The following is a 19,631-nucleotide window of genomic DNA, read 5'->3' as shown; positions in this document are numbered from 1 at the left end:
GCTGACGCAAGCTTCGCACGCGAGTGTCACGACGCGTTCCGGCCGTGACTGCCGACCGGACCCCCTATGGATCCGGCATGACCCCTCCCCCGAAGCCCGCCAAACCCGAACGCCGCAGCGCGCGCGACATCGGCTTCGCGCTGGTGATCGTGGTGATCCTGTCGATCTTCTTTCTGCCGATCCCGGCCTTCATGATCGACCTGGGGCTGGCCTTCTCGATCGCCTTGTCGGTGCTGATCCTGATGGTGGCGCTGTGGATCGAGAGGCCGCTCGACTTCTCGGCCTTCCCCACCGTGCTGCTGATGGCGACGCTGACCCGTCTGGCGCTCAACATCGCCACGACGCGCCTGATCCTGGCGCATGGCTCGGAGGGCGAGACGGCAGCCGGCTACATCATCGGCGGCTTTTCGCGCCTCGTGATGAGCGGCGATTTCGTGATCGGCCTGATCGTCTTCGCCATCCTGCTGACCATCAATTTCGTGGTTATCACCAAGGGCGCCACCCGCATCGCCGAGGTGGGGGCCCGCTTCACGCTCGACGCCATTCCGGGCAAGCAGATGGCCATCGACGCCGACCTGTCGTCCGGCCTTATCAACGACAAGGAAGCGCAGCGCCGCCGCCGCGAGCTCGAGGAAGAGTCCTCGTTCTTCGGCTCCATGGACGGCGCCTCGAAGTTCGTGCGCGGCGACGCGGTGGCGGGCCTCATCATCCTGGCCGTGAACATCTTCGGCGGCATCATCATCGGTGTCACCCGGCACGGGATGGAGCTCGGCAAGGCGGCCGACGTCTTCGCCAAGCTTTCCGTCGGCGACGGCCTGGTGTCGCAGATCCCGGCCCTCATCGTGTCGCTCGGCGCGGCGCTGCTGGTGTCGAAGGGCGGCACCCGCGGCTCGACCGACAAGGCGGTGCTGGACCAGCTCAGCAACTTTCCGCGCGCGCTCTTCGTGGCGGCGGTGTTGTTGTTCCTGCTGGCCTTCGTGCCCGGCCTGCCGTTCTTCCCCTTCGCGCTGCTGGGCGGCGGCATGCTGTTCGTGGCCTATACGATCCCGAGAAAGCTGCTGGCCCAGAAGGCAGTCGACGCCCAGAAGGCCGCCGACGCCGAGAAGAAGACCACCGCCGAAGCCAAGGACTCGGTCAAGGACATCCTGAAGACCGCCGAGATCGAGCTCTGCATCGGCAAGCAGCTGGCCGCCAAGATGCTCGGCGCCCGCGACGAGCTCGGCAACCGCGTCATCAAGATGCGCCGCAAATTCGCGCGGCAATACGGCTTCGTGGTGCCGGACATCAAGGTCACCGAGTCGATCGACATCAACCCGAAGCTCTACCAGATCAAGATCCACGGCACCGTCGTGGCGTCGTTCGAGATGCGGATCAACGAGGTGTTGGTCATCACCGGCGACCGGCCGAAGCCGGGGGTGCCCTGTACCGACGTGCGCGAACCTGCCTTCGGCATGAAGGCCGTCTGGGTGTCCGAAGCCTTCGTGGGCGAGTTGAAGCGGCAGAACCTGCAGGCCGTCGACACCCTGTCGGTGGTGCTGACCCACGTCAGCGAGGTGATCCGCAACAACCTCAGCCAGCTCTTGTCCTACAAGGACATGCGGGCACTGTTCGACCGGCTCGAGCCCGAATACAAGAAGCTCGTCGACGATATCTGCCCGTCGCAGATTTCTTATTCGGGGCTGCAGGCGGTGTTGAAGCTGCTGCTGGCCGAGCGGGTGTCGATCCGCAACCTGCACCTGATCCTCGAATCGATCGCCGAGATCGTGCCGCATGCCCGGCGGTCCGAACAGGTGGTCGAGCATGTGCGGATGCGCATCTCGCAGCAGATCTGCGGCGACCTGTCGGACAGCGGCGCCCTGAAGGTGCTGCGGCTCGGCAACCGATGGGACCTCGCCTTCCACCAAAGCCTCAAGCGCGACGGCAAGGGCGAGGTGGTGGAGTTCGAGCTCGACCCGCGCATGGTGGAACAGTTCGGCGCCGAAGCCCAGAACGCCATCAAAGACCGCATGGACCAGGGCCACCAGTTCGTGTTGATCGCGGCCCCGGAGGTACGCACCTATGTCCGGATGATCGTCGAGCGCATGTTCGCGACCCTGCCGGTGTTGTCGCATCTGGAGATCGCCCGAGGCGTGGAGATGAAGGCGCTAGGCTCCATCTCGTGACCGGACAGGCCTCCGACCTCGATCTCGTGGCCTTCCTGATCTTTTGCCGGGTCGGGGCCTGCCTGCTGCTCATGCCGGGCTATTCGTCGAGCCGCATTCCGATACAGGTGCGGCTCTTCGTGGCGGTGTCGCTCAGTTTGACGCTGGCGCCGCTCTCCTTCGACACGCTGCAGGGCGCCATCCAAAGCGTGACGCCGCTCGGCCTGCTGCGGGTGTTCGGGTCGGAACTGCTGATCGGCATCACGATCGGCCTGATGGGGCGCTTCTTCTTCATCGCGCTCGAGGCCATCGGCATGGCGGTGGCGATGTCGATCGGCATCACCCAGAACCTCGGCGTGCCGATCAACGAAGACGAGCCGCTGCCGGCCGTGACGACGCTCATCACCTTGTCGGCGACGCTGATGATCTTTCTCACCGACCAGCACCTCGAGGTGCTGCGCGCCATCGCGGCCAGCTACGGCAGTTTGCCGGTGAGCGACGGCTTCACGGCGCAATTCGCCCTGAACCAGCTCGGCGGCAAGGCGACGCTCGCCTTCACGCTGGCGCTGCGACTCGGCACGCCGTTTCTGATCCTGGCGCTCGTGATGAATTTCGGCATCGGGCTTGCGAGCCGGCTGGTACCCAACGTGCAGACCTTCTTCCTGGCCTCGCCGATCGTGCTGATGCTCGGGCTGGTGCTGCTGTATCTCACCATGCCGACCCTGCTGCGCTTGTTCACCGACGCCTTCAGCCGGTTCCTGGTGTCCGGATGAGCGATCGCCTGAAATCCATGCAGCGCATCGTCGCCATGCAGGCGCAGCGCAAGCGGCTGGCCGAATGGAAGCTGATCGAGATCGAAAACCGCAAGGCCGCCCTCGTGACCGCCCGCACCGCGCTCGGCGATTTCGTCGAAACGGAAAGCCTGGTGGGGCCGCTGGCGGTGCTGGCCCTGCGGCAGACGCGACGCCTGGCCGAGCGCGAAGCCGACACCGGCATCGAGCGCGACCGGCAACGCGGCGAGGTGCAGGCGGCCGAGCGGCGCCACCGGCTGGCCGAACGCATCACCGAGACGGTGGCGGCCGAAGACCGGGTGGTCGAAGACCGGCGCAGCCTCGAAGTGCTCATCGAGGGTGCCGTGGCGCGGCAGCAGGCCGAGGAGGGGGGCGTCAACCGCATCGACCAACAAAGCATCGCGGATGACGAAGCAAGTACGATACGGTCGTAGGCGCGGCACTTTCCGACCCTCCTGTTTACGCTGTATGAATTGGGTGCCTAATCTCTGTCTGCGACGCGTGATGATAGATGACCAACAGCATCGTTCCAGACAGCTCGGTCTCGACGAGCCGCCCGCAAGCTCCAGGGAGAAACGTCTGGAAGATCGGTTTCATCGCACTGATTGGCGTTATCCTGACGACCGCCCTAAGCGCAGTGTGGCTTTTTAGCGGGTTGTCTGATGCGGAATCTCACGGTGAAGCCATGCTGACCGATTTTGCCAAGTTGGGAGCCGCGGCAGATCGGCCAAGCCTTTTCCCATCGCCTTATGTGAGCCGAGCCAAGCTCGAAGACCTCGAGGTCAAGATCCAAAAGACTGGCCCGATCAGCATGGAAAGCAGGTCCTGCGTCTCCGTTCTCAAACAGGTGAACGGATGCGGCTTTCGGTATTTCCAGTGTGCCTACCAGGGAAAGGTCGCTGATGGCAGGTTTAATGCCACCATAGCGTTCTGCCCGGCCGGTCTCTCTGCGCCGCTTAGCATGATCAATCTATTCTGGAACGCAACAATAGACCATGAACTTTCTATCGGTCGGCCAACATCGAAGAACTCGACATTGTAGATTGTATGTTCATGGTTTAAAACCAAAATACAATCAGTCGTTTGCCGCCGGTCTGGCCACGATTTAAAGGAGCGACGCATCCTAGCACATCTTGTGTGTCAACGGATGTCAGCGGATGAACCATACCCAGGAAGCTCAGGCGGAGTAGACCCCAGTTCGCCTGATCGGGCTGCTGACCAAAAAGAGCGTCAGGGCCCGTCAGACCTGAAAGAGCCCGACAGGCCCTCACGGGAGCGGCAAGCCTGCCGAAAGCTTGAAGCGCCAGGGTAGTGGCAGCCTCGCCCAGCGCGAGCAAGCCCACCGAGGATCGCCGCTTCCCCCGTGTCCATCGCACCGCCCTCAGACATCGTCCTCGACGTCGCCCAGGCCGCGGACCCGACCCGGGTGCAGGCGGCGGCCGCCAAGCTCGCCAGCATGGCCGGCACGGCCGCGAGCGACATCGATTTCGCTTCCGTGCTGCAGGCGCGATCGCGGCCGATCCTGAACGGAAGCGACCAGGCTTCCCGCCAGGCACCCGAGATCACACGCGGCCACCAGATGCACGCGGCGCCCGGCTCGACCTACCAGAAGTTCGAGGCCGTGGTGCTGCAGAACTTCATCCAGGAGGTTCTGCCGAAGAACACCGAATTGTTCGGCGACGCCTTTTCAGGCGATGCCTACCGGTCGATGCTGGCCGAGCAGATCGCCGCCCAGGTGGCCAAGAGCGGCCGCCTCGGCATCGCGCAGACCATCGAGAAGAAGGAAGCGTCGCTGCACCCCGCAGCCGCCCCAAGCGTCCCCGATCCGGCCGCCACCCTGCCGGCCGACCCCGCCGCAACCCTCCTGTCCCAACTGCCGCGCGGCTAGCCGCGCCAGATCAAGGCCCCCACCCATGTCCGCGCGTCCGGCCCCCAACGACCCTTCCGCCGCCAACGGCACCTTCAGCTTCGCGGCCTTTCTGGCCGTGGCCGAGCGGCTCGAGGCGGTGCTCGACCACGAAACCGAGTCGCTGCGCCGCAACCGCCCTTGCGACCTGATCGACACCTGCGGCCGCAAGCGCCAGAGCCTGCTCGAACTGAGCCGCTTCATGCCGCGCCTCACCAGCGTTGCCGAACGCGAAGGGGCGCGCGGCCGGCTGGGACGGCTCGAGGCCAAGCTCGAAACCAACCGTCAGGTGCTCGACGTGCGCATCGGCGCCGTGCGCCAGGTGGCCGACATCATCTCGCGCACCTTGCGGGACGCCGAGTCGGACGGCACCTACTCCATGGCGGCCGGACGCGCGTGAAGATCTTCCTGGTCGGCCTCTGGCTGACACTCGTGGCGCTCGGGTCGACCTATGGCGCCAGCCTGATGGGTTCGAATGCCGGCAAGGCCGAGGCGCATGCCGACACGGCGGCGCTGCATCACGAAAAAACCCGCAACATCAACGTGCCGGTGATCGTCGACGGGGCACTTCAGGGCTATGTGGGCATGCAGTTCACCTATGTGGTGGACAGCGCCGTGCTGAAGACCGTGAGCGTGCCGCCGGAGCCCTACCTGATGGATGCCGCCTTCAACGACGTCTACATGGACAAGACGACCGATTTCAACCATCTGGACCGCATGGACATGCCGGCCTTCACCAAGCTGCTGGTGGAGCAGACGAACGCACGCCTCGGCGCAGCGTTGATCAAGGACGTGCTGGTCGAGTCGTTCAACTACACGCCGAAGAACGTCCAGGATTGAGGGTGGCGATCAAGCCAGCCCGCGCCGCGGGTGCGTCACCGGCCGAGGGAGCCGCACGGTGAAGATTGGCCGCATGACATGGGTAGGCTTCGGCCTCGCCCTGATCGGATGGGTGCTCCTCGTCACCGGCCTCGTGGCTGGCGAAACCGTGTTCCGGGGCGGCACCCTGGTGGACGTCCTGGCGTGGCGCGGCGATGTTGTGACGCTGGCGCAGACGCTGATCGGCACGGGGTTCGGGGTCGCGATCGTCGGGGCGTTGCGGGCCGGCTTCGGCGCCTTGACGCGCTTCTTCGATGCGGTGCTGCAGCGCTCCGCCGCGCCGCGCGGCCGGGGCGCTGCCACGCTCGAGCCTGAGCCGGTCGTGGCCGAGCCCGTCATGACGCCGCCCGAGCCCCACGCCCCCCGGGCCCCCGAGATCATCACCGTCACCCCCACGGTCATCGCACCGGAGCGCATGGCGACCGACCGGCAGCAACCGCCCGAGCGCCCGAAGCCGGCGCGCACCAAGGACCGCAATTACCTGATCCTGCCGGACGGCTCCGTCGAGGTGGAGACCATGTTCGGCACCCGCGTCTTCGCCACACTCGACGAAGCGAAGGATTTCATCCGCTGAGCGGGATGAAGGAGAGGCCGCAGGTTTCGCCGCGCTAACGGGGCAGCTTGTAGAACTTGCGCCGCATGTCGGCCGCGATCGTGCGGCTGCGGGGCGTTTCCTCGTAGGGCACGAAATGGATGCCCACCTCGTCGGCGCGCCGCCACGAGAGTTCCGCCCGCAGCAATTGCCCGGACTGGTCGTCGTAGACCTGGAAGCGGTCCGGCATCGCGACGCCGATCGGCAGCCGCAGGCGCATGCCGGTGTCCGACAGGTCGTGCACAAGGCATTCGGTCACGAAGAGATCCGCCGCATCGACGATCTTGCCGGACCGCAGGCGGGTGCGGCGCCGCGGTGCTTCGCGGCGGTCGTCACCCGCGCGCGCAGGCGTGGCGGCGGGCTTGCGGTCGATCAACACCGTATAGGTGAAGCCGCAGGCCGCGGCGGCATCGCCCTCGACCCGGATGGCGTCGATGATCGGCGCCACGCCGGCGCGCGCCGGGCGTGCCGTCATCGCGGCCTCGCGGCGCGACCGGAGCCCCGACGCAGCGGCAGCACCGGCAGCCGACGGGCGGCGCGGGGCAGAAGGGCGTCGCTCAGCGCCTTCTTAAGGCGCCGCCGCCGCTCGGCCGGCTCTGGGCATTCCGGGTCGAACACCACGGCCACCACCTCGACGGCCTGTTCCATGGCGCGCAGCGTCAGGTTGAAGAACACGCAAACGTCGCGATGATTGAACTCCATGCCGAGCGTGACGCTCGGCATGTCGCCCCAGGCCATGTCGACCCAGGCGTTCCACCCGAAAGTGATGGTGCCTTCCTTGAAGAAGAGCTCCGTCGAGGATTGCAGGAGGTCTTCGATCGCCGCGTGGCGATCGAAGCGGATGAAGCTGACCAGATCGACGAGGTCGATCGCGTGCAGTTCCTCGAGCACATCCCTAAGGCCGTCGGCGATAAGCCGGGCGTAGGCGTTCTGTTCGTTTTCAACAAGAAAGGTCAACGCAGTACCGCCTGAGGTCGTGGCGCCGGCCTGCCGGCCGCCCGGGACTGGATGTAATGAATGATCTCGGCCACCGCCTTGTAGAACTCCGGCGGAATGACCTGGGCAACCTCGACATGGTCGTACATCGACCTTGCCAGGAGCTTGTTCTCGATCACGGCGACGCCACATTCTTCCGCGATTTCGCGGATTTTCAGCGCCACGAGATCCTTGCCCTTGGCCACCACGACCGGCGCCCCACCCTCGGCCCGCACATAGCGCAGCGCGATGGCGAAATGGGTCGGGTTGGCGATCACCACCGTGGCGCGCGGCACGTCGGCCATCATGCGCCGGCGCGACCGGTCGAGCTGGAGCGAGCGCCGCTTGGCCTTGAGGATGGGGTCGCCCTCGGCCTGCCGCATCTCGTCCTTGACCTCCTGACGCGTCATGCGCTGGCGCTTGCGCCAGCTCGTCTTGGTCCACAGAAAATCCAGCACCGCAATCACCCCGAAGGCGGTGGCGACGCCGGCCAGCAGCCGGGTCACGATGCCGAGGATCAGGTCGGGAACCGCCGCCGGCTCCATGAACAGCGCATCGATGACGGCCGTTTGTTCGGAGCGCAACAGGATGAACACCACGACGCCGACCACGATGAGCTTGCCGACGCCCTTGCCGGATTCGATCAGGCCATGGCCCGAGAACAGGCGGCCGAAGCCCTTCATGGGCGAAATCTTCGACAGGTCCGGCATGATGCGGTCGAGCACCACGCTCGGCATCGCCTGGGCGCAGGAGGTCGCGATCCCGGCCACGATGAAGATCAGGAAGATGGGAATCAGCAGGGTGGCGACCGGTGCCCCCAGTCGCCCCACCACGGCCACCACGTCGCCGCCGCTGCGCAGGTCGATCTGCCCCATGCCGTCGAGCAGGTGGGCCAGCGCCTCGGCCACCTGGGCCAGCGCCGGGCGCAGCATCAGCGACACCACGACGAGCGAAGCCAGCAGGCCGGAAAACAACAGCGCCTCGCGCGAGCGGGGAAGGTCGCCCTTTTCATGGGCGTCGCGGAGCTTCTTCTCCGTCGGCTCCTCGGTCTTGTCTTCGTGATCGCCGGATTGATCGCTCATCGGAGGTGGCCGGGACGGGCGATCAGTTGGCTTCGCCGCTGAGGTCCGGCGGCTCGATCTCGCCGAGCGCGATCAGTTCCAGCACGGTGGTGCAGACGAGCTTGCGGGCGGCCGCGACCTCCTTGGTGGTTCCGGGCGCGTTCTTCAGTTCGTTCTCGACGAGGCGGCGGGCGCGCGCCCCCATGGCGGACAGCACGGCTTCCTTCAGGGCGTCGTCGGACTCCTTCAGGGCCACGGTGATCTGCTCGGCCGGCACCTTCTCGAGCAGCACGGAGCGCGACTTCTGCGACAATGCCACGAGGTCCGTGAAGGAGAACATCTTGGAGCGGATCACGGCCGCGTCTTCGGGCTTCGATTCCGCGATGGCGCTCAGCATGTCCTCGGCCTGTTCCGGGTCCATGCGGTTGAGGATGTCGGCGACGCGGATCTGCGTCGCGCCTTCCTTCTCGCGCGACACGTTGATCAACAGGTCGTCGCGCAGCTTCGCTTCCAGGATGCGGATCGTCGGCTCGCTGACGGGCTTCTGGGTCAGCATGCGTCGCGTCAAGGCGTTGCGCTGCTCGCGCGGCAGCACCGCCAGGGTCTTGGCGGCCGATTCGGGCGTCAACCGCGACAGGATCAGGGCGGCGGTCTGCGGGTGTTCCTTGGTGACATAGGCGGCCATGTCCTTCTCGGGCAGGCCGGACAAGCGCACCCAGATCGAGGAATTGGAGTTGCCCAGCACGTCGGCCATGATCTCGGCCACCTGGTCGGGCGGCAGCACGGTGCCGAGCAGGTGCTCGATCTCGGCCGCGGTGCCGTGCAGGTCGAGCCCCTTCGAGAACTCGGCCCCGAGCTCGTCGACGAGCTCTTCCAGCGTTCCCATCGAGATCGCCCCGAGGCTTGCGGCCGAGCGCGTCACCATCTTGAGCTCGGTGGCGTCGAAATGCTTCAGGAGCTTGCTGGCCAGCGGCTTGCCCATGCCGAGCAACAGGGCCGCAACCTTTTCGGGGCCGCTCATCGTGAGGCGGTCGAGGCCCGCCGGGGCCGACATGGTCATGCTCATGGACTGTTTCCTGAAAGGAGGCGGGATCTTAGTCCCGGCGGCTCGCGTCCTGTCCGACCACTTCCGTAAGCGACACACCGAGGCGCGTCGCATCTTCCTCGATCACCACCATCTCGCCGCGGGCGATGACGCGGCCGTTCACCACCACATCCACCGGCTCGCCCACCTTGTGGTCGAGCGGCACCACGGCGCCGCGGCCGAGCTTCATCAAGGTGGCGAGCGGCATGGTGGTGCCGCCGAGCATGATCTGCACAGAAACGGGGATCTTCAGAATGGCGTCGAGGTTCGGGGTTCCCCCCGCGTCTGCAACGGCTTCGGAGGCGTTCATGAATCTCCTCGGGTCACGGGTTCAAGGGTCACAGGTCGAGGTCCGGCATGGACAACGACATCGCGAAGGGGTCTTGGTCGGGCCCAGGGCCCGACGGGAAGTCGGGCATTCCATCGGACGCGAGGTCGGGCGTGGGCTCGGATGGCGGAGGTTCGCCCGGCACGGTGCCGACCACCTCCTCCACCCGCACGGTGTAAAGGCCGGCCGACTGGCCGAGTTCGCAGCGAAACAGATCGTCTCCAACGCATTGCAGGCGAACCTTGCCGGTGGCTCCCTTGGGCAACGCGATCAGCTGGCCGACGCTCAAGCTCGCGATGGCACCGAGCGCCATCGGGTCGAGGTCGACGCAGGCCTGCAGCACCATGCTGGTGCGGCTGATCTCGGTTTCGAGGCGTTGCGTCCAGCGGGGGTCCTCGTAGGAGGGCTCGACGTCCACCGGCACAGCCAGCTCGTCCGCGAAGGCCATCATGGCCGCGAGGGGCACCAGGATATCGAGGTAAACAACGCTGCCGAGCGTTTCGAGCTTCAGGGTGCCGGCCACCACGGCCGTCAGAGGCTTGCCCAGGAAGCTCGGATCGAGCCTGCTTTGCAGGCCCTCGGGGCGGAACGCCGAGGGCAGGCATTTGGCGAAGCCGAGCGCCAACGCCTCGGACACGTGCCGCACCACCACGTCGGCGATCTGCAGGTCGACGGGCGATAACGGCATGGCCGTGGTGGCATCGGTGTCGTCGCCGACGCCGCCGAACAGGGCTTCCACCACGGTGGACACCAGGACCCGGTCGAAGCCGATGCCGATGCGGGTGTTCCAGCCCGGCGCCGCCACCACGGCCAGCACCGGCCCGGCGCCGCGCCGCGCGAGCACATCATCGACCTTGCACACCGAAACCGCGCTGACGCTGATCTCGCCCTCTGCGGCCGCCAACCCCTGAAAGCGCTGCTGCCAGGCGCGTGCGACCTCTGCCAAGGCCTCCTGGAAGGCCGGGATCCGGTCGGCCGGGGAGCCGCCCGGTTTCTGGAACCAGCGATCGGTCCCGCGCCCGGGGGCGCGGCGATCCTGGGTGGCTGCGTCGCTCATCGGCTCACGCCGCCTTGGCCTGGGCCTCGCCGCCGCCCATGGTCTCGTTCTCGACCATGTCGATGGTCGGACGCGCATAGGCCGAGATGGTCTTGCGGCCATGTTCGAGGGCGACCAGCGGCACGGCGCCGTTCATGAAGGCGATCAGCGACTGCTTGATGATGGTGTAGAGCCGCACCCGCTTTTCACGCGTCACCTTGATCGAATGGGCGAGCGGCGCCGCCATGCCGTAGGAAAAGAAGATGCCCGCCATGGTGCCGACCAGCGCCGCGCCGATCAGCTCGCCCAGCACTTCCGGCGGCTGGTCGAGCGACCCCATGGCGTGAATGACGCCCAGCACCGCCGCCACGATACCGAGGGCCGGCAGCGAATCGGCCACCGACTGCATGGCGTGCGAGCACTTGGTCTTGTCGCGCATGATGGTGTGGATCTCCTCCTCCATCAGCGCCTCGATCTCATGGCTGCGGGCGTTGCCGATCATGATGAGGCGGCAATAGTCGCAGATGAAGGTGGTCATGTCCTTGTCGGCCAGGACCTTGGGGTATTTCTTGAACAGCTCGGATTCCTTGGGGTTGTCGATGTGCCCCTCGAGCTCGTTGCGGGCGGTGCCGCGCAATTCGCGCATCAGCGTGTAGAGCAGGCCGAGGATGTCGAGGTAGTCGCGCGACTTCGGCGAAGACCCCTTGATGGCTTCAAGCAGGCCCTTGCCGGTGTCCTTGATGGTCGCCATCGGGTTGGCGATCACGAAGGTGCCGAGCGCCGAGCCCAGGATGACGATGAATTCATAGGGCTGCCACAGCACCACCAGGTGGCCGCCGCCGGCCAGGAAGCCGCCCAGCACGCAACCGATCGCGATGATCATACCGATGCCGAAATTCAACGCCTGCGCTCCGCTGTTCGGCCATGCTGCCGCCACCCAAGACACCAGGATTGCCTTGCGTGGGGCTGGCCCGGAGGCCCGGCCAGAACCGCCGCCGACGTCAGGTTGAGGCAAGCCGGCCGGGGGAGATTGCCAGCCAACACGGCCAGGCCTTCCCGTCCCGGTCCTACCCTGCCCGAGCGCCGCCGCCACCCGTCGTGGCGTGGTTCCTCGGCGTGGAGCGCGCGCGTGCAATCCAATTTCTACGTCGGCATGTCGGGGCAGATCGCCATCGAGAAGCGTCTGCAGACGATCGCCAGCAACGTCGCCAACATGAACACGGCCGGCTACCGCGCCGACGGCGTCAGCTTCGATACCGTGCTGTCGAACACGGGCGAGACGCCCGTCGCCTTCTCGTCCGAAGGCACCACCTTCATCTCGCGCCGGTCGGGCGAAATGACCAAGACCGACAACCCGCTCGACGTCGCCACGCAGGGCGACAGCTGGATCGCCATCCAGACGCCCAAGGGCGTCGCCTATACGCATGACGGCCGCATGAAGATCGGCCCCGGCGGCGAGCTGACGACGCTGACCAACCTGCCCATCCTCGACGCGGGCGGCTCGGCAATGCTGCTCGACCCGAGCGCCGGCGCGCCGGTGATCGCCCAGGACGGCATGATGACCCAGGGCGGCCGCCAGGTCGGCGCCATCGGGCTCTTCAGCATCGACCCGACCGCAAACCTGACCCGGGCCGCGAATTCGGGCGTCATCCCCGACAAGGCCGCGACGCCGATCCTCGACTTCACCGACGCCGGCATGGCGCAGGGCTTCGTCGAGGGCTCGAACGTCAACCCGATCCTCGAGCTCTCGAAGCTGATCGAAATCCAGCACAACCTCGACAGCGTCAGCAACGCCAATCAGGCGGGCGACACGTCCCTGCAGGACGCCATCAAGACCCTGGGGCAGACCTCGTGACCACGGCCGGACGCGTCGCAGGCGCGAGGCACCGATGAACGCCCTGCAGCGCCTCGGCCACGCGGTGCGCGACACGATGGTGGCGGTGCCGTTCGTCGAAATCGCGGGCGCCGTCACGGATGTGGCCCCGACCTCGTACCGGATCGGCGGCCTGTCGCCCTTCGTTACCCTCGGCGACACGGTGACGCTCGACGGCGGCAGCGGCGGCGAGGAAGTGGGCGAGATCGTCCGCATCGACCGCTCGTCGGCCACCGTCAAACCGTTCGGCAACCAGCTCGGCGCGCGGCTTGGCGCGGCGGTGCGCAAGCGCGGCCCCTTCACGTTCCGCCCCGATCCGAGCTGGAAGGGTCGCGTCATCAACGCGCTCGGCCAGCCGATCGACGACGCGGGCCCGCTCAGGCCCGGCACCGGCCCGGAGCTCGGCGCCTCGGGCGAGCCGCCGAACGCGCTGCACCGCGCCCGGGTGAAGAGCCGCATCAAGACGGGCGTGCGCGCCATCGACATCTTCTGCCCGATCTGTGCCGGCCAGCGCATCGGCATCTTCGCGGGCTCGGGCGTCGGCAAGTCGACGCTGCTGGCCATGCTGGCGGGCGCGAGCGGTTTCGACACGGTGGTGATCGCGCTAGTGGGCGAACGGGGCCGCGAGGTGCGCGAGTTCATCGAGGAATCGCTGGGGGCGAACCGTCCGAAGGCCATCACGGTGGTGGCGACCGGCGACGAAAGCCCGATGATGCGCCGCCTCGCGCCGAAGACCGCGACGGCGGTGGCCGAGGCGTTCCGCGATCGCGGCGATTCGGTGTTGTTGATCGTCGATTCGGTCACCCGCTACGCCCATGCGGCGCGCGACGTGGCGCTTGCGGCGGGCGAACCCGCGGTGGCGCGCGGCTACGCGCCGAGTGTGTTCAGCGACCTGCCGCGCCTGCTCGAGCGCGCCGGACCCGGCCGCGAGGGCGGCGGCACCATCACGGGCGTCTTCTCGGTGCTGGTGGACGGCGACGACCACAACGACCCCGTGGCCGACACGATCCGCGGCACGCTCGACGGCCACATCGTGCTCGACCGCAAGATCGCGGCACAAGGGCGCTACCCGGCCATCGATCTGCTGGGCTCGCTGTCGCGCCTCGCCCACCAGGTCTGGAGCCCCGAGCAGGCAACGCTGGTCAGCCGGCTGCGCGAGATGATCGCCCGCTTCGAGGACACCCGCGACCTGCGCGCCATGGGCGGCTACCAGAGCGGCAGCGACGCCGAACTCGACCAGGCCGTGGCCCTCGTGCCGCGCATCTACGGCGCCCTGGTGCAATCCCCCGCCACCGGCGCGAGCGAGGATGCGTTCCGCGACCTCGCCAACGCCCTGCAGAAACCCAAATGAGCTTCGCCCCGAGATCGCCGATGCTGATCCCCATTCCGAAGGACGTGATCGAGGCCCAGGCGCGCGACCGTCTCGTCGACGCCTGGCTCGGCAGCCTCGGGGTTTCGGCCGCCGTGGTGTCGGCCGGCTTCGCGGCCTATATGGCGGTGTCGGGACCGGCCTCCGGTCCAGCCAGCCGGCCGATGCCGCTGCTGGCGATGGGCACGGCGACATCCCATGCGCCGCGCTTTGAAGCGCAAAGCACGCCCAATGCCGTTGCCGAGCAGCCCGGCGACACCATCGACTTCGACCCGACCGGAACCATCCCGGCGGCACCGGTGAGCTCCGACGACGCGAAGCTCTTGTCGAGCCGGACGGTGCTGCCGGATTTCGCCGTGCGGGACGCTTTCGACGGCACGGCGCTGGTCGAGGCGCAGGGGACGTTGCGGATGGTGCAGCCCGGCGCCACCATCGAGGGCGCCGGACGCGTGCTGTCAATCGCCCGCGGCCGCAAAGGCTGGGTGGTGGAAACCAGCGGCGGTCTGATCGTGCAGCGCCGCTGAATGGCCGATCTGCCCGCAGGGCCATCTCGGGGCCCATCGGCCAGCAGGACCAATGCGTGGCCGATCGGCCACGTGGCGATTCATCCCACAAAGCGACGCTGATCCGTGCCGGTGGGCAAGGCTTTGTTAAGCATGACGCCGTTTAATCCTTGTCACGAACAGTGCATCGCGACTCGCGGGGGAGGTCACCCCGGAGGCGCGGCAGGATCGAGGCAAGCGACATGTTGGTTCTTATTGATGATCGCGAAATCGTCTCGACCGGCTATATGGGTGGGTTCCGCAACGAGGGCGTGTCGAGCAGCGGCCTGAGCCCGGCGGACTTCCGCGATTGGGTGTCGGGCGTGTCGGAATCCGACATCGCGGCCGTGGAAGCCTTTCTGGTCGGCGCCTGCACGGACCGCAACAGCTATCCCAAGGCGATCCGGGAACGCTCGAACGCCCCCATCATCGCCATCAATGAAACCCATTCGCTCGAGCAGACGCTCGATCTCTTCAATGCCGGCTTCGACGATGTGGTGCGCAAGCCGATCCATGTGCGGGAGTTGATGGCCCGCATCGACGCCATTCGTCGCCGCGCCCAGGCCCAGGCCTCCAAGAAGGACGACGTACAGTTCGGCGACGTCCGGGTGTTCTTCGACGGGCGCGATCCGGAGATCCGCGGGGAGGCCATGTCGCTGCCGCGCCGCGAGCGCCGCATTCTCGAATATCTAGTGAAGAACCGCGGCCGCCGCGTGACGAAAACGCAGATCTTCAACGCCATCTACGGCATCTTCGACGAGCAGGTGGAAGAGAACGTGGTGGAAAGCCACATCAGCAAGCTGCGCAAGAAGCTCCGCGAACGGCTCGGCTACGACCTCATCGAATCGAAGCGCTATCTCGGCTATTGCCTGGAAGAGCGCGGCGCCACGCCCGAGTTCATCGCCGCCCCGGCGCCGCTGCTTGTCGCACCGCTCGCCCCCGTGCGGGCCCTCGCCACGGCGGCATAAGGGCCAACCCTCAATCGGCCGACGGCAGGCGACGCATCGTAAACGCGATGCGTCCGTCCTCGAGCACGCGCCAGGATTCGATCTCGGTCATATAGGCGGCCTTCGGAAAGCGCTGGAACCAGTCGCGTGCCGCGCGCCGGGCATCTTCGCGCGTCAAGGTGAAGGTTTCGCGGCACCAGGCGTCGGACCGCTTGGTGCCGGCTCGTGCCCGCTCGTCACGCCGCTCACCGAGGCGGCGCGCCACCTCGACCGGCTTCCTGTCGCTTGCCATCGGCGGACTCCTCCCGGCTCGCGCCGGCCGATCATCTCCGTCCAGCGATGTAGCGGCGTAAGCTTAACAGGTCGCTCACCGGTCTGCGAGTCGCGCCGCGATGGCGGCGTCGAGCAGGCCGTGCAGGGTGGCGGGATCGGACGGAAAGCCGCCCCGGATCCAGCGCGCCTGCACGTCCTTCAACACGGCCCCGACCAGCGGGCCGGCCGGAAGGCCCCGGCCGAGCAGGTCGCGGCCCGACACCGGCAGCACCGGCACGGGAGCCGACCCGGCCTGCCGGATCGCGGTCCCCCACGCCGCGTCGTCCGGCGCGGCACGGCTATCGGCGTGCCGCAGCAGGAGCGCGTCACTGGCGCCGAGGCGTCCATAATCGTGCAGCAGCGCGAGGATCTCGGCCTCATCGGGCGCGGCGTCGCCCGAAGGGGCGTGGCCCTCGATCGCCGCCGCGATCCCGGCCAGCCGGTCGCGCTCCTCGTTCGATAGGCGCAGGCGGTCGCGCAGCAGCGCCGCATCGCCGACTTCGCGGAGCGCCAGCCCGGCCAGACGGCGCAAGGCGTCAGGCGCCCATCCGCCGGCGGCCTCGATGGCGACCAGGCGGGCGAAGCGCTCGGGTCGGCACGGCAGCCCCACCACGGCGTCGAGCAGGCCGGCCGCCGCCATCTCCTCCAGCACCGGCACGGCACGGGGCGCCACCAACAGTTTCAGCAGTTCGGCCCGCACGCGCTCGCGCGACAAGCGCGCCAAGCCTTCGACCGCCGCCCCGCAGGCCGCAAGTCCTTCCGGATCGAGCGGGCCCGTCGCATAGCTGGCCGAAAAGCGGAAGAACCGCAGGATGCGCAGATAATCCTCGCGGATGCGGGTCGCGGCATCGCCGATGAAGCGGAGCCGCCCGGCCGCGAGATCCGCAACCCCGCCGGTGGTGTCATGCAGGCGTCCGTCCCCATCGACCGACAATGCGTTGACGGTGAAATCGCGGCGATGCGCGTCGGCCGCGAAATCGCGCCCGAACCGCACCACCGCATGGCGGCCGTCGGTCTCGACATCCTCGCGCAACGTCGTGACCTCGGCAGGCAGGCCGCGGGCCAGCACCGTCACGGTGCCATGTGCGAGCCCCGTCGGGATCGTCCGCAAGCGCGCCGCCTTGGCGCGCGCCATCACGGTTTCGGGCAGCGCCGTGGTGGCAACGTCGATGTCGCCGGGCGTGAGGCCGAGCAGCGCATTGCGGACGGCGCCCCCCACCACGCGTGCGGCTTCGCCATCGCGGTTGAGCAGGTCCAGCACGGTGCCGATGCGCGGGTCGTCGAGGAACACCCGGTTGGTGAGGCGCCCCTCGGCATCGCAGGCGAGCGGGCGGCTCATCGCATCCGCCCCGGCACGAGGCGCCCATCCTCGATATGGGCCGGGACATAAGGGCCCCGTGCCCTGTCGCTGAAGAGGCCGAGCGCCAACAGGGCCAGAACCACCAGGGCCACCCCGGCGGCCATCAGGCCGATCCCGTGCGCCCCGAAAACGCCGCGCCGTTCCAGCCCGAGCCGCGGCCCGACGAGGAGCAGCGCCGCATAAACTGCGAAGGGCAGCAGCAGCAACAGAACGCCTTCAAGGGTGATCCGGATCATGAGGCGTAAAGCTGCCGGTGAAGACTGTGGAGCATGCCGGCCGTGGCGCCCCAGATGTTCCGCTCGGCATAGGGCATGGCGATGAAGCTGCGCAATGTGCCGCCGAAGTCGCGCGACTGGCGCCGGTGGTTGCGGGGGTCCATCAGAAAGGCGAGCGGCACCTCGAAAGCCTCCGCCACCTCGTCCGGGTTGAGCCGCAGCCGCAACGGTGGTCTGACCAGCGCCACGGTCGGCACCACGAGGTAGCCGGTGCCGATCAGATAGGGCGGCAGATAGCCGAGCGGTGTGACTTGCTCGGCCACAAGGCCCACCTCTTCCCAGGCTTCCCGCAACGCGGCCGCCAGCGGCGATGCGTCACCGGGGTCGATGCGGCCGCCCGGAAAGGCGATCTGGCCCGAATGGGCCCGCAGGGTCGCGACCCGCTCGGTCAGCAGCACGGTCGCCTCGGAGCGATGATCGACCACCGGCACCAGCACCGCCGCCGCCTTGGCCCTCGTCAGGGTTTCCCCGGCCACGAGCCCTTCGGCCACATGGTCGCCGGGCCGCACCGCATATCCATCGGCAAACAGATCGGTTGGCAGGTCGAAGCTGAGGCGTGTCGTCGCGCGGCGCACGAAATCGGCGGTCGACGGAGCCTGCCCCGTCGGGATGGCTCCTGTCATGCGAGGCCGATCGCATCGGCCGGCGCCATGGCGAAGAAGCTGTCGCCCGACGCCACCCCGAAGGTGGCGACGCCGTCGAGGGGCCGCACCTCGCCACGCTCCACCAGCTCATAGAACAACGGCCGCCCGAGCAGCACCCAAAGGCCGTCCCGCAGCATGGCATAGGGCTTGAGGCCGTCCGCCGCGCCGGGCTCGAACCGCAGGGGATGCTCGCGGTCGATCGTCACCCAGTCGTCGACGTTGGTGCGCAACCGCAGCACGGGGCCGGTGGTGTCGAGCTCCACGCCGACGAAAGGCGCGTCCTCGACCGTGATGCCCAGCTTCTCGACCGGCGTCACCAGCACATAGGCGTCGCCCTCGCGGCGCAGCACGGAGGCGAAAAGGCGCACCAGGGCCGGCCGACCGATCGGCGTGCCGGCGTAGAACCAAGTGCCGTCCCGGGCGATACGCATGTCGATGTCGCCGCAGAAGGGCGGGTTCCACAGGTGGAGGGGGGGCCGGCCCCTGGCCGTCTTGAGGGCCCCCTGCAGGGCGTCGAGCCCGGCCGGCGAGGTGGATGGAGCTTCACTTGCTTTCGCCATGTTCCGGCTCCAACCTGACCTGATGGCCTTGCACCATGCGACGCGGGCGCGCATCCACACCCTAGCCGAACGGTCGACGCTTGGCGCGGCGCTTGTCTCGCCGGGCGGCTGGACGGCGCCGGCCGTGGGGCAAGGCGGTGCCGGCAGGGCATCTGAGGGTTCGGCATGAACGCATTCGACACCACGGCCACCAACCTCGAAGCCGCCGCGGCACGCGCCGCCGATGCGGCGCTGGAGCGCGTGGCCGCGGCCCGGACGGCCATCGGCCAGGTGGTGTTCGGCCAGGAAACGGTTGTCGAGGAAACGCTCATCACCGTGTTGTCGGGCGGTCATGGGCTGCTGGTCGGCGTGCCGGGGCTCGCGAAGACCAAGCTGGTCGAGACCCTCAGTACCGTGCTGGGCCTCGCCGGGCGGCGCATCCAGTTCACGCCCGACCTGATGCCCGCCGACATCCTCGGATCCGAAGTGTTGGAGGAAGCGGCCGACCATCGCCGCGCTTTCCGGTTCGTGCAGGGGCCCGTCTTCGCCCAGCTGCTGATGGCCGACGAGATCAACCGCGCCAGCCCCCGCACCCAGTCGGCCCTGCTGCAGGCCATGCAGGAGGGCCACATCACGGTGGCGGGCCATCGCCACGACCTGCCGCGCCCGTTCCATGTGCTGGCCACCCAGAACCCCATCGAACAGGAAGGCACCTATCCGCTGCCCGAAGCGCAGCTCGACCGTTTCCTGATGCAGATCGACGTGCCGTATCCGGACCGCGTCGCCGAACGCCGCATCCTGGTCGAGACGACCGGCGAGCACGACGCCGTGTCGCGCCCGGCCATGGCGGCCGAGGATCTGATGAGCGCGCAGCGGCTGGTGCGCCGCCTGCCGGTCGGCGACAGCGTGGTGGACGCGATCCTCGACCTGGTGCGCGCGGCCCGCCCCGGCGAGGGCGGCGCCGACGCCGCCTCGAT

The 19,631-nt window shown here is 67.8% G+C and carries 24 protein-coding genes and 1 pseudogene; 13 read left to right on the top strand and 12 right to left on the bottom strand.

Annotation, left to right across the window (positions count from 1 at the left end; translation table 11 throughout):
• The first annotated feature begins 77 nt into the window (after window positions 1-77).
• The 8 genes from flhA (at window position 78) to P7D22_RS04075 (ending at window position 6,291) form a co-directional block, all read left to right on the top strand.
• Entirely contained in the window at window positions 78-2,162 is a 2,085-nt protein-coding gene (gene flhA / locus P7D22_RS04110; RefSeq protein WP_319932944.1) for a flagellar biosynthesis protein FlhA, read from the top strand.
• The gene (locus P7D22_RS04105) at window positions 2,159-2,914 is read left to right on the top strand and encodes a flagellar biosynthetic protein FliR (protein ID WP_319932943.1); all 756 of its coding nucleotides are present in this window, start codon (window positions 2,159-2,161) and stop codon (window positions 2,912-2,914) included. Before flhA ends, P7D22_RS04105 begins: the two co-directional genes overlap by 4 nt.
• Complete coding sequence (locus P7D22_RS04100) at window positions 2,911-3,366, top strand: hypothetical protein (protein ID WP_319932942.1); 456 nt, start codon at window positions 2,911-2,913, stop codon at window positions 3,364-3,366. Before P7D22_RS04105 ends, P7D22_RS04100 begins: the two co-directional genes overlap by 4 nt.
• 77 nt (window positions 3,367-3,443) lie before the next feature.
• The gene (locus P7D22_RS04095; protein WP_319932941.1) at window positions 3,444-3,974 is read left to right on the top strand and encodes a hypothetical protein; all 531 of its coding nucleotides are present in this window, start codon (window positions 3,444-3,446) and stop codon (window positions 3,972-3,974) included.
• A gap of 321 nt (window positions 3,975-4,295) precedes the next feature.
• Window positions 4,296-4,820 (top strand): rod-binding protein, encoded by a 525-nt coding sequence (locus tag P7D22_RS04090; protein ID WP_319932940.1) that lies wholly within the window; start codon window positions 4,296-4,298, stop codon window positions 4,818-4,820.
• 25 nt (window positions 4,821-4,845) lie between these two features.
• Entirely contained in the window at window positions 4,846-5,238 is a 393-nt protein-coding gene (locus P7D22_RS04085) for a hypothetical protein (protein WP_319932939.1), read from the top strand.
• On the top strand, window positions 5,235-5,678 hold the full coding sequence (locus P7D22_RS04080; RefSeq protein ID WP_319932938.1) for a hypothetical protein: 444 nt from the start codon (window positions 5,235-5,237) through the stop codon (window positions 5,676-5,678). The genes P7D22_RS04085 and P7D22_RS04080 overlap by 4 nt, the downstream gene beginning before the upstream one ends.
• A 73-nt stretch (window positions 5,679-5,751) precedes the next feature.
• A complete protein-coding gene (locus P7D22_RS04075; protein ID WP_319932937.1) occupies window positions 5,752-6,291 on the top strand; it encodes a hypothetical protein in 540 nt (179 codons plus the stop codon).
• Window positions 6,292-6,325: 34 nt separating this feature from the next.
• Here P7D22_RS04075 and P7D22_RS04070 read toward each other — a convergent pair whose 3' ends face one another.
• From P7D22_RS04070 to motA, 7 genes are read right to left on the bottom strand one after another with little or no spacing between them, the layout of a single operon-like run.
• Entirely contained in the window at window positions 6,326-6,784 is a 459-nt protein-coding gene (locus P7D22_RS04070; protein ID WP_319932936.1) for a PilZ domain-containing protein, read from the bottom strand.
• Window positions 6,781-7,266, bottom strand: a complete 486-nt coding sequence (locus tag P7D22_RS04065; protein WP_319932935.1) for a hypothetical protein — start codon at window positions 7,264-7,266, stop codon at window positions 6,781-6,783. Before P7D22_RS04065 ends, P7D22_RS04070 begins: the two co-directional genes overlap by 4 nt.
• Window positions 7,263-8,366 (bottom strand): flagellar biosynthesis protein FlhB, encoded by a 1,104-nt coding sequence (flhB, locus tag P7D22_RS04060; RefSeq protein ID WP_319932934.1) that lies wholly within the window; start codon window positions 8,364-8,366, stop codon window positions 7,263-7,265. The genes P7D22_RS04065 and flhB overlap by 4 nt, the downstream gene beginning before the upstream one ends.
• A gap of 22 nt (window positions 8,367-8,388) precedes the next feature.
• Entirely contained in the window at window positions 8,389-9,411 is a 1,023-nt protein-coding gene (locus tag P7D22_RS04055; RefSeq protein ID WP_319932933.1) for a flagellar motor switch protein FliG, read from the bottom strand.
• A 28-nt stretch (window positions 9,412-9,439) separates the two neighbouring features.
• Window positions 9,440-9,739: a flagellar motor switch protein FliN gene (fliN, locus tag P7D22_RS04050; RefSeq protein ID WP_319932932.1), complete on the bottom strand. Its 300-nt coding sequence runs from the start codon at window positions 9,737-9,739 to the stop codon at window positions 9,440-9,442.
• A 28-nt stretch (window positions 9,740-9,767) separates the two neighbouring features.
• Entirely contained in the window at window positions 9,768-10,814 is a 1,047-nt protein-coding gene (locus tag P7D22_RS04045; RefSeq protein WP_319932931.1) for a FliM/FliN family flagellar motor switch protein, read from the bottom strand.
• Window positions 10,815-10,818: 4 nt separating this feature from the next.
• Window positions 10,819-11,694, bottom strand: coding sequence for a flagellar motor stator protein MotA (gene motA / locus P7D22_RS04040; RefSeq protein WP_319932930.1), 876 nt, complete (start codon window positions 11,692-11,694; stop codon window positions 10,819-10,821).
• Between the two features lie 228 nt (window positions 11,695-11,922).
• Between motA and flgF the strand changes: the two genes are divergently transcribed.
• The 4 genes and pseudogenes from flgF to P7D22_RS04020 all read left to right on the top strand — a co-directional run.
• Complete coding sequence (gene flgF / locus P7D22_RS04035) at window positions 11,923-12,648, top strand: flagellar basal-body rod protein FlgF (RefSeq protein WP_319932929.1); 726 nt, start codon at window positions 11,923-11,925, stop codon at window positions 12,646-12,648.
• Window positions 12,649-12,682: 34 nt separating this feature from the next.
• Complete coding sequence (gene fliI, locus P7D22_RS04030) at window positions 12,683-14,017, top strand: flagellar protein export ATPase FliI (protein WP_319932928.1); 1,335 nt, start codon at window positions 12,683-12,685, stop codon at window positions 14,015-14,017.
• 20 nt (window positions 14,018-14,037) lie between these two features.
• The gene (locus P7D22_RS04025; RefSeq protein WP_319932927.1) at window positions 14,038-14,559 is read left to right on the top strand and encodes a hypothetical protein; all 522 of its coding nucleotides are present in this window, start codon (window positions 14,038-14,040) and stop codon (window positions 14,557-14,559) included.
• A 221-nt stretch (window positions 14,560-14,780) separates the two neighbouring features.
• Window positions 14,781-15,449: pseudogene (locus tag P7D22_RS04020) on the top strand (response regulator transcription factor); the annotation flags it as partial.
• 106 nt (window positions 15,450-15,555) lie between these two features.
• On the opposite strand, the gene P7D22_RS04015 reads toward P7D22_RS04020, so the two are convergent.
• The 5 genes from P7D22_RS04015 to P7D22_RS03995 all read right to left on the bottom strand — a co-directional run bounded on the left by P7D22_RS04015 (window position 15,556) and on the right by P7D22_RS03995 (window position 18,675).
• Window positions 15,556-15,816 carry a hypothetical protein gene (locus tag P7D22_RS04015; protein ID WP_319932926.1) on the bottom strand — a complete coding sequence of 87 codons (261 nt, stop codon included), beginning with the start codon at window positions 15,814-15,816 and terminating at the stop codon, window positions 15,556-15,558.
• A gap of 75 nt (window positions 15,817-15,891) precedes the next feature.
• The gene (locus tag P7D22_RS04010) at window positions 15,892-17,175 is read right to left on the bottom strand and encodes a CCA tRNA nucleotidyltransferase (RefSeq protein WP_319932925.1); all 1,284 of its coding nucleotides are present in this window, start codon (window positions 17,173-17,175) and stop codon (window positions 15,892-15,894) included.
• Window positions 17,172-17,432 carry a DUF6111 family protein gene (locus P7D22_RS04005; protein WP_319932924.1) on the bottom strand — a complete coding sequence of 87 codons (261 nt, stop codon included), beginning with the start codon at window positions 17,430-17,432 and terminating at the stop codon, window positions 17,172-17,174. Before P7D22_RS04005 ends, P7D22_RS04010 begins: the two co-directional genes overlap by 4 nt.
• Window positions 17,429-18,094: a CoA pyrophosphatase gene (locus P7D22_RS04000; protein WP_319932923.1), complete on the bottom strand. Its 666-nt coding sequence runs from the start codon at window positions 18,092-18,094 to the stop codon at window positions 17,429-17,431. Before P7D22_RS04000 ends, P7D22_RS04005 begins: the two co-directional genes overlap by 4 nt.
• Complete coding sequence (locus P7D22_RS03995) at window positions 18,091-18,675, bottom strand: DUF1285 domain-containing protein (protein WP_319932922.1); 585 nt, start codon at window positions 18,673-18,675, stop codon at window positions 18,091-18,093. Before P7D22_RS03995 ends, P7D22_RS04000 begins: the two co-directional genes overlap by 4 nt.
• A 165-nt stretch (window positions 18,676-18,840) precedes the next feature.
• On the opposite strand from P7D22_RS03995, the gene P7D22_RS03990 reads away from it, so the two are divergent.
• Window positions 18,841-19,631, top strand: a 791-nt coding sequence (locus P7D22_RS03990; protein WP_319932921.1) for an AAA family ATPase, incomplete at its 3' end; no start/stop codon positions are given.

Origin of the sequence: Lichenihabitans sp. Uapishka_5, assembly GCF_033947565.1 — a bacterium.
In the GTDB taxonomy this organism is placed as follows: domain Bacteria; phylum Pseudomonadota; class Alphaproteobacteria; order Rhizobiales; family Beijerinckiaceae; genus Lichenihabitans.
Note: the sequence above shows the minus strand (reverse complement) of the source record. Positions and strands in the feature narration are given on the sequence as shown.

What these genes read in the sequence shown, in the direction of transcription:
- flhA (WP_319932944.1), top strand. Translation starts at nt 78, where the DNA reads ATGACCCCTCCCCCGAAGCCCGCCAAACCCGAACGCCGCAGCGCGCGC.
- P7D22_RS04100 (WP_319932942.1), top strand. Translation starts at nt 2,911, where the DNA reads ATGAGCGATCGCCTGAAATCCATGCAGCGCATCGTCGCCATGCAGGCG.
- P7D22_RS04095 (WP_319932941.1), top strand. Translation starts at nt 3,444, where the DNA reads ATGACCAACAGCATCGTTCCAGACAGCTCGGTCTCGACGAGCCGCCCG.
- P7D22_RS04085 (WP_319932939.1), top strand. Translation starts at nt 4,846, where the DNA reads ATGTCCGCGCGTCCGGCCCCCAACGACCCTTCCGCCGCCAACGGCACC.
- P7D22_RS04075 (WP_319932937.1), top strand. Translation starts at nt 5,752, where the DNA reads ATGACATGGGTAGGCTTCGGCCTCGCCCTGATCGGATGGGTGCTCCTC.
- P7D22_RS04070 (WP_319932936.1), bottom strand. Translation starts at nt 6,784, where the DNA reads ATGACGGCACGCCCGGCGCGCGCCGGCGTGGCGCCGATCATCGACGCC.
- flhB (WP_319932934.1), bottom strand. Translation starts at nt 8,366, where the DNA reads ATGAGCGATCAATCCGGCGATCACGAAGACAAGACCGAGGAGCCGACG.
- P7D22_RS04055 (WP_319932933.1), bottom strand. Translation starts at nt 9,411, where the DNA reads ATGAGCATGACCATGTCGGCCCCGGCGGGCCTCGACCGCCTCACGATG.
- fliN (WP_319932932.1), bottom strand. Translation starts at nt 9,739, where the DNA reads ATGAACGCCTCCGAAGCCGTTGCAGACGCGGGGGGAACCCCGAACCTC.
- P7D22_RS04045 (WP_319932931.1), bottom strand. Translation starts at nt 10,814, where the DNA reads ATGAGCGACGCAGCCACCCAGGATCGCCGCGCCCCCGGGCGCGGGACC.
- fliI (WP_319932928.1), top strand. Translation starts at nt 12,683, where the DNA reads ATGAACGCCCTGCAGCGCCTCGGCCACGCGGTGCGCGACACGATGGTG.
- P7D22_RS04025 (WP_319932927.1), top strand. Translation starts at nt 14,038, where the DNA reads ATGCTGATCCCCATTCCGAAGGACGTGATCGAGGCCCAGGCGCGCGAC.
- P7D22_RS04015 (WP_319932926.1), bottom strand. Translation starts at nt 15,816, where the DNA reads ATGGCAAGCGACAGGAAGCCGGTCGAGGTGGCGCGCCGCCTCGGTGAG.
- P7D22_RS04010 (WP_319932925.1), bottom strand. Translation starts at nt 17,175, where the DNA reads ATGAGCCGCCCGCTCGCCTGCGATGCCGAGGGGCGCCTCACCAACCGG.
- P7D22_RS04005 (WP_319932924.1), bottom strand. Translation starts at nt 17,432, where the DNA reads ATGATCCGGATCACCCTTGAAGGCGTTCTGTTGCTGCTGCTGCCCTTC.
- P7D22_RS04000 (WP_319932923.1), bottom strand. Translation starts at nt 18,094, where the DNA reads ATGACAGGAGCCATCCCGACGGGGCAGGCTCCGTCGACCGCCGATTTC.
- P7D22_RS03995 (WP_319932922.1), bottom strand. Translation starts at nt 18,675, where the DNA reads ATGGCGAAAGCAAGTGAAGCTCCATCCACCTCGCCGGCCGGGCTCGAC.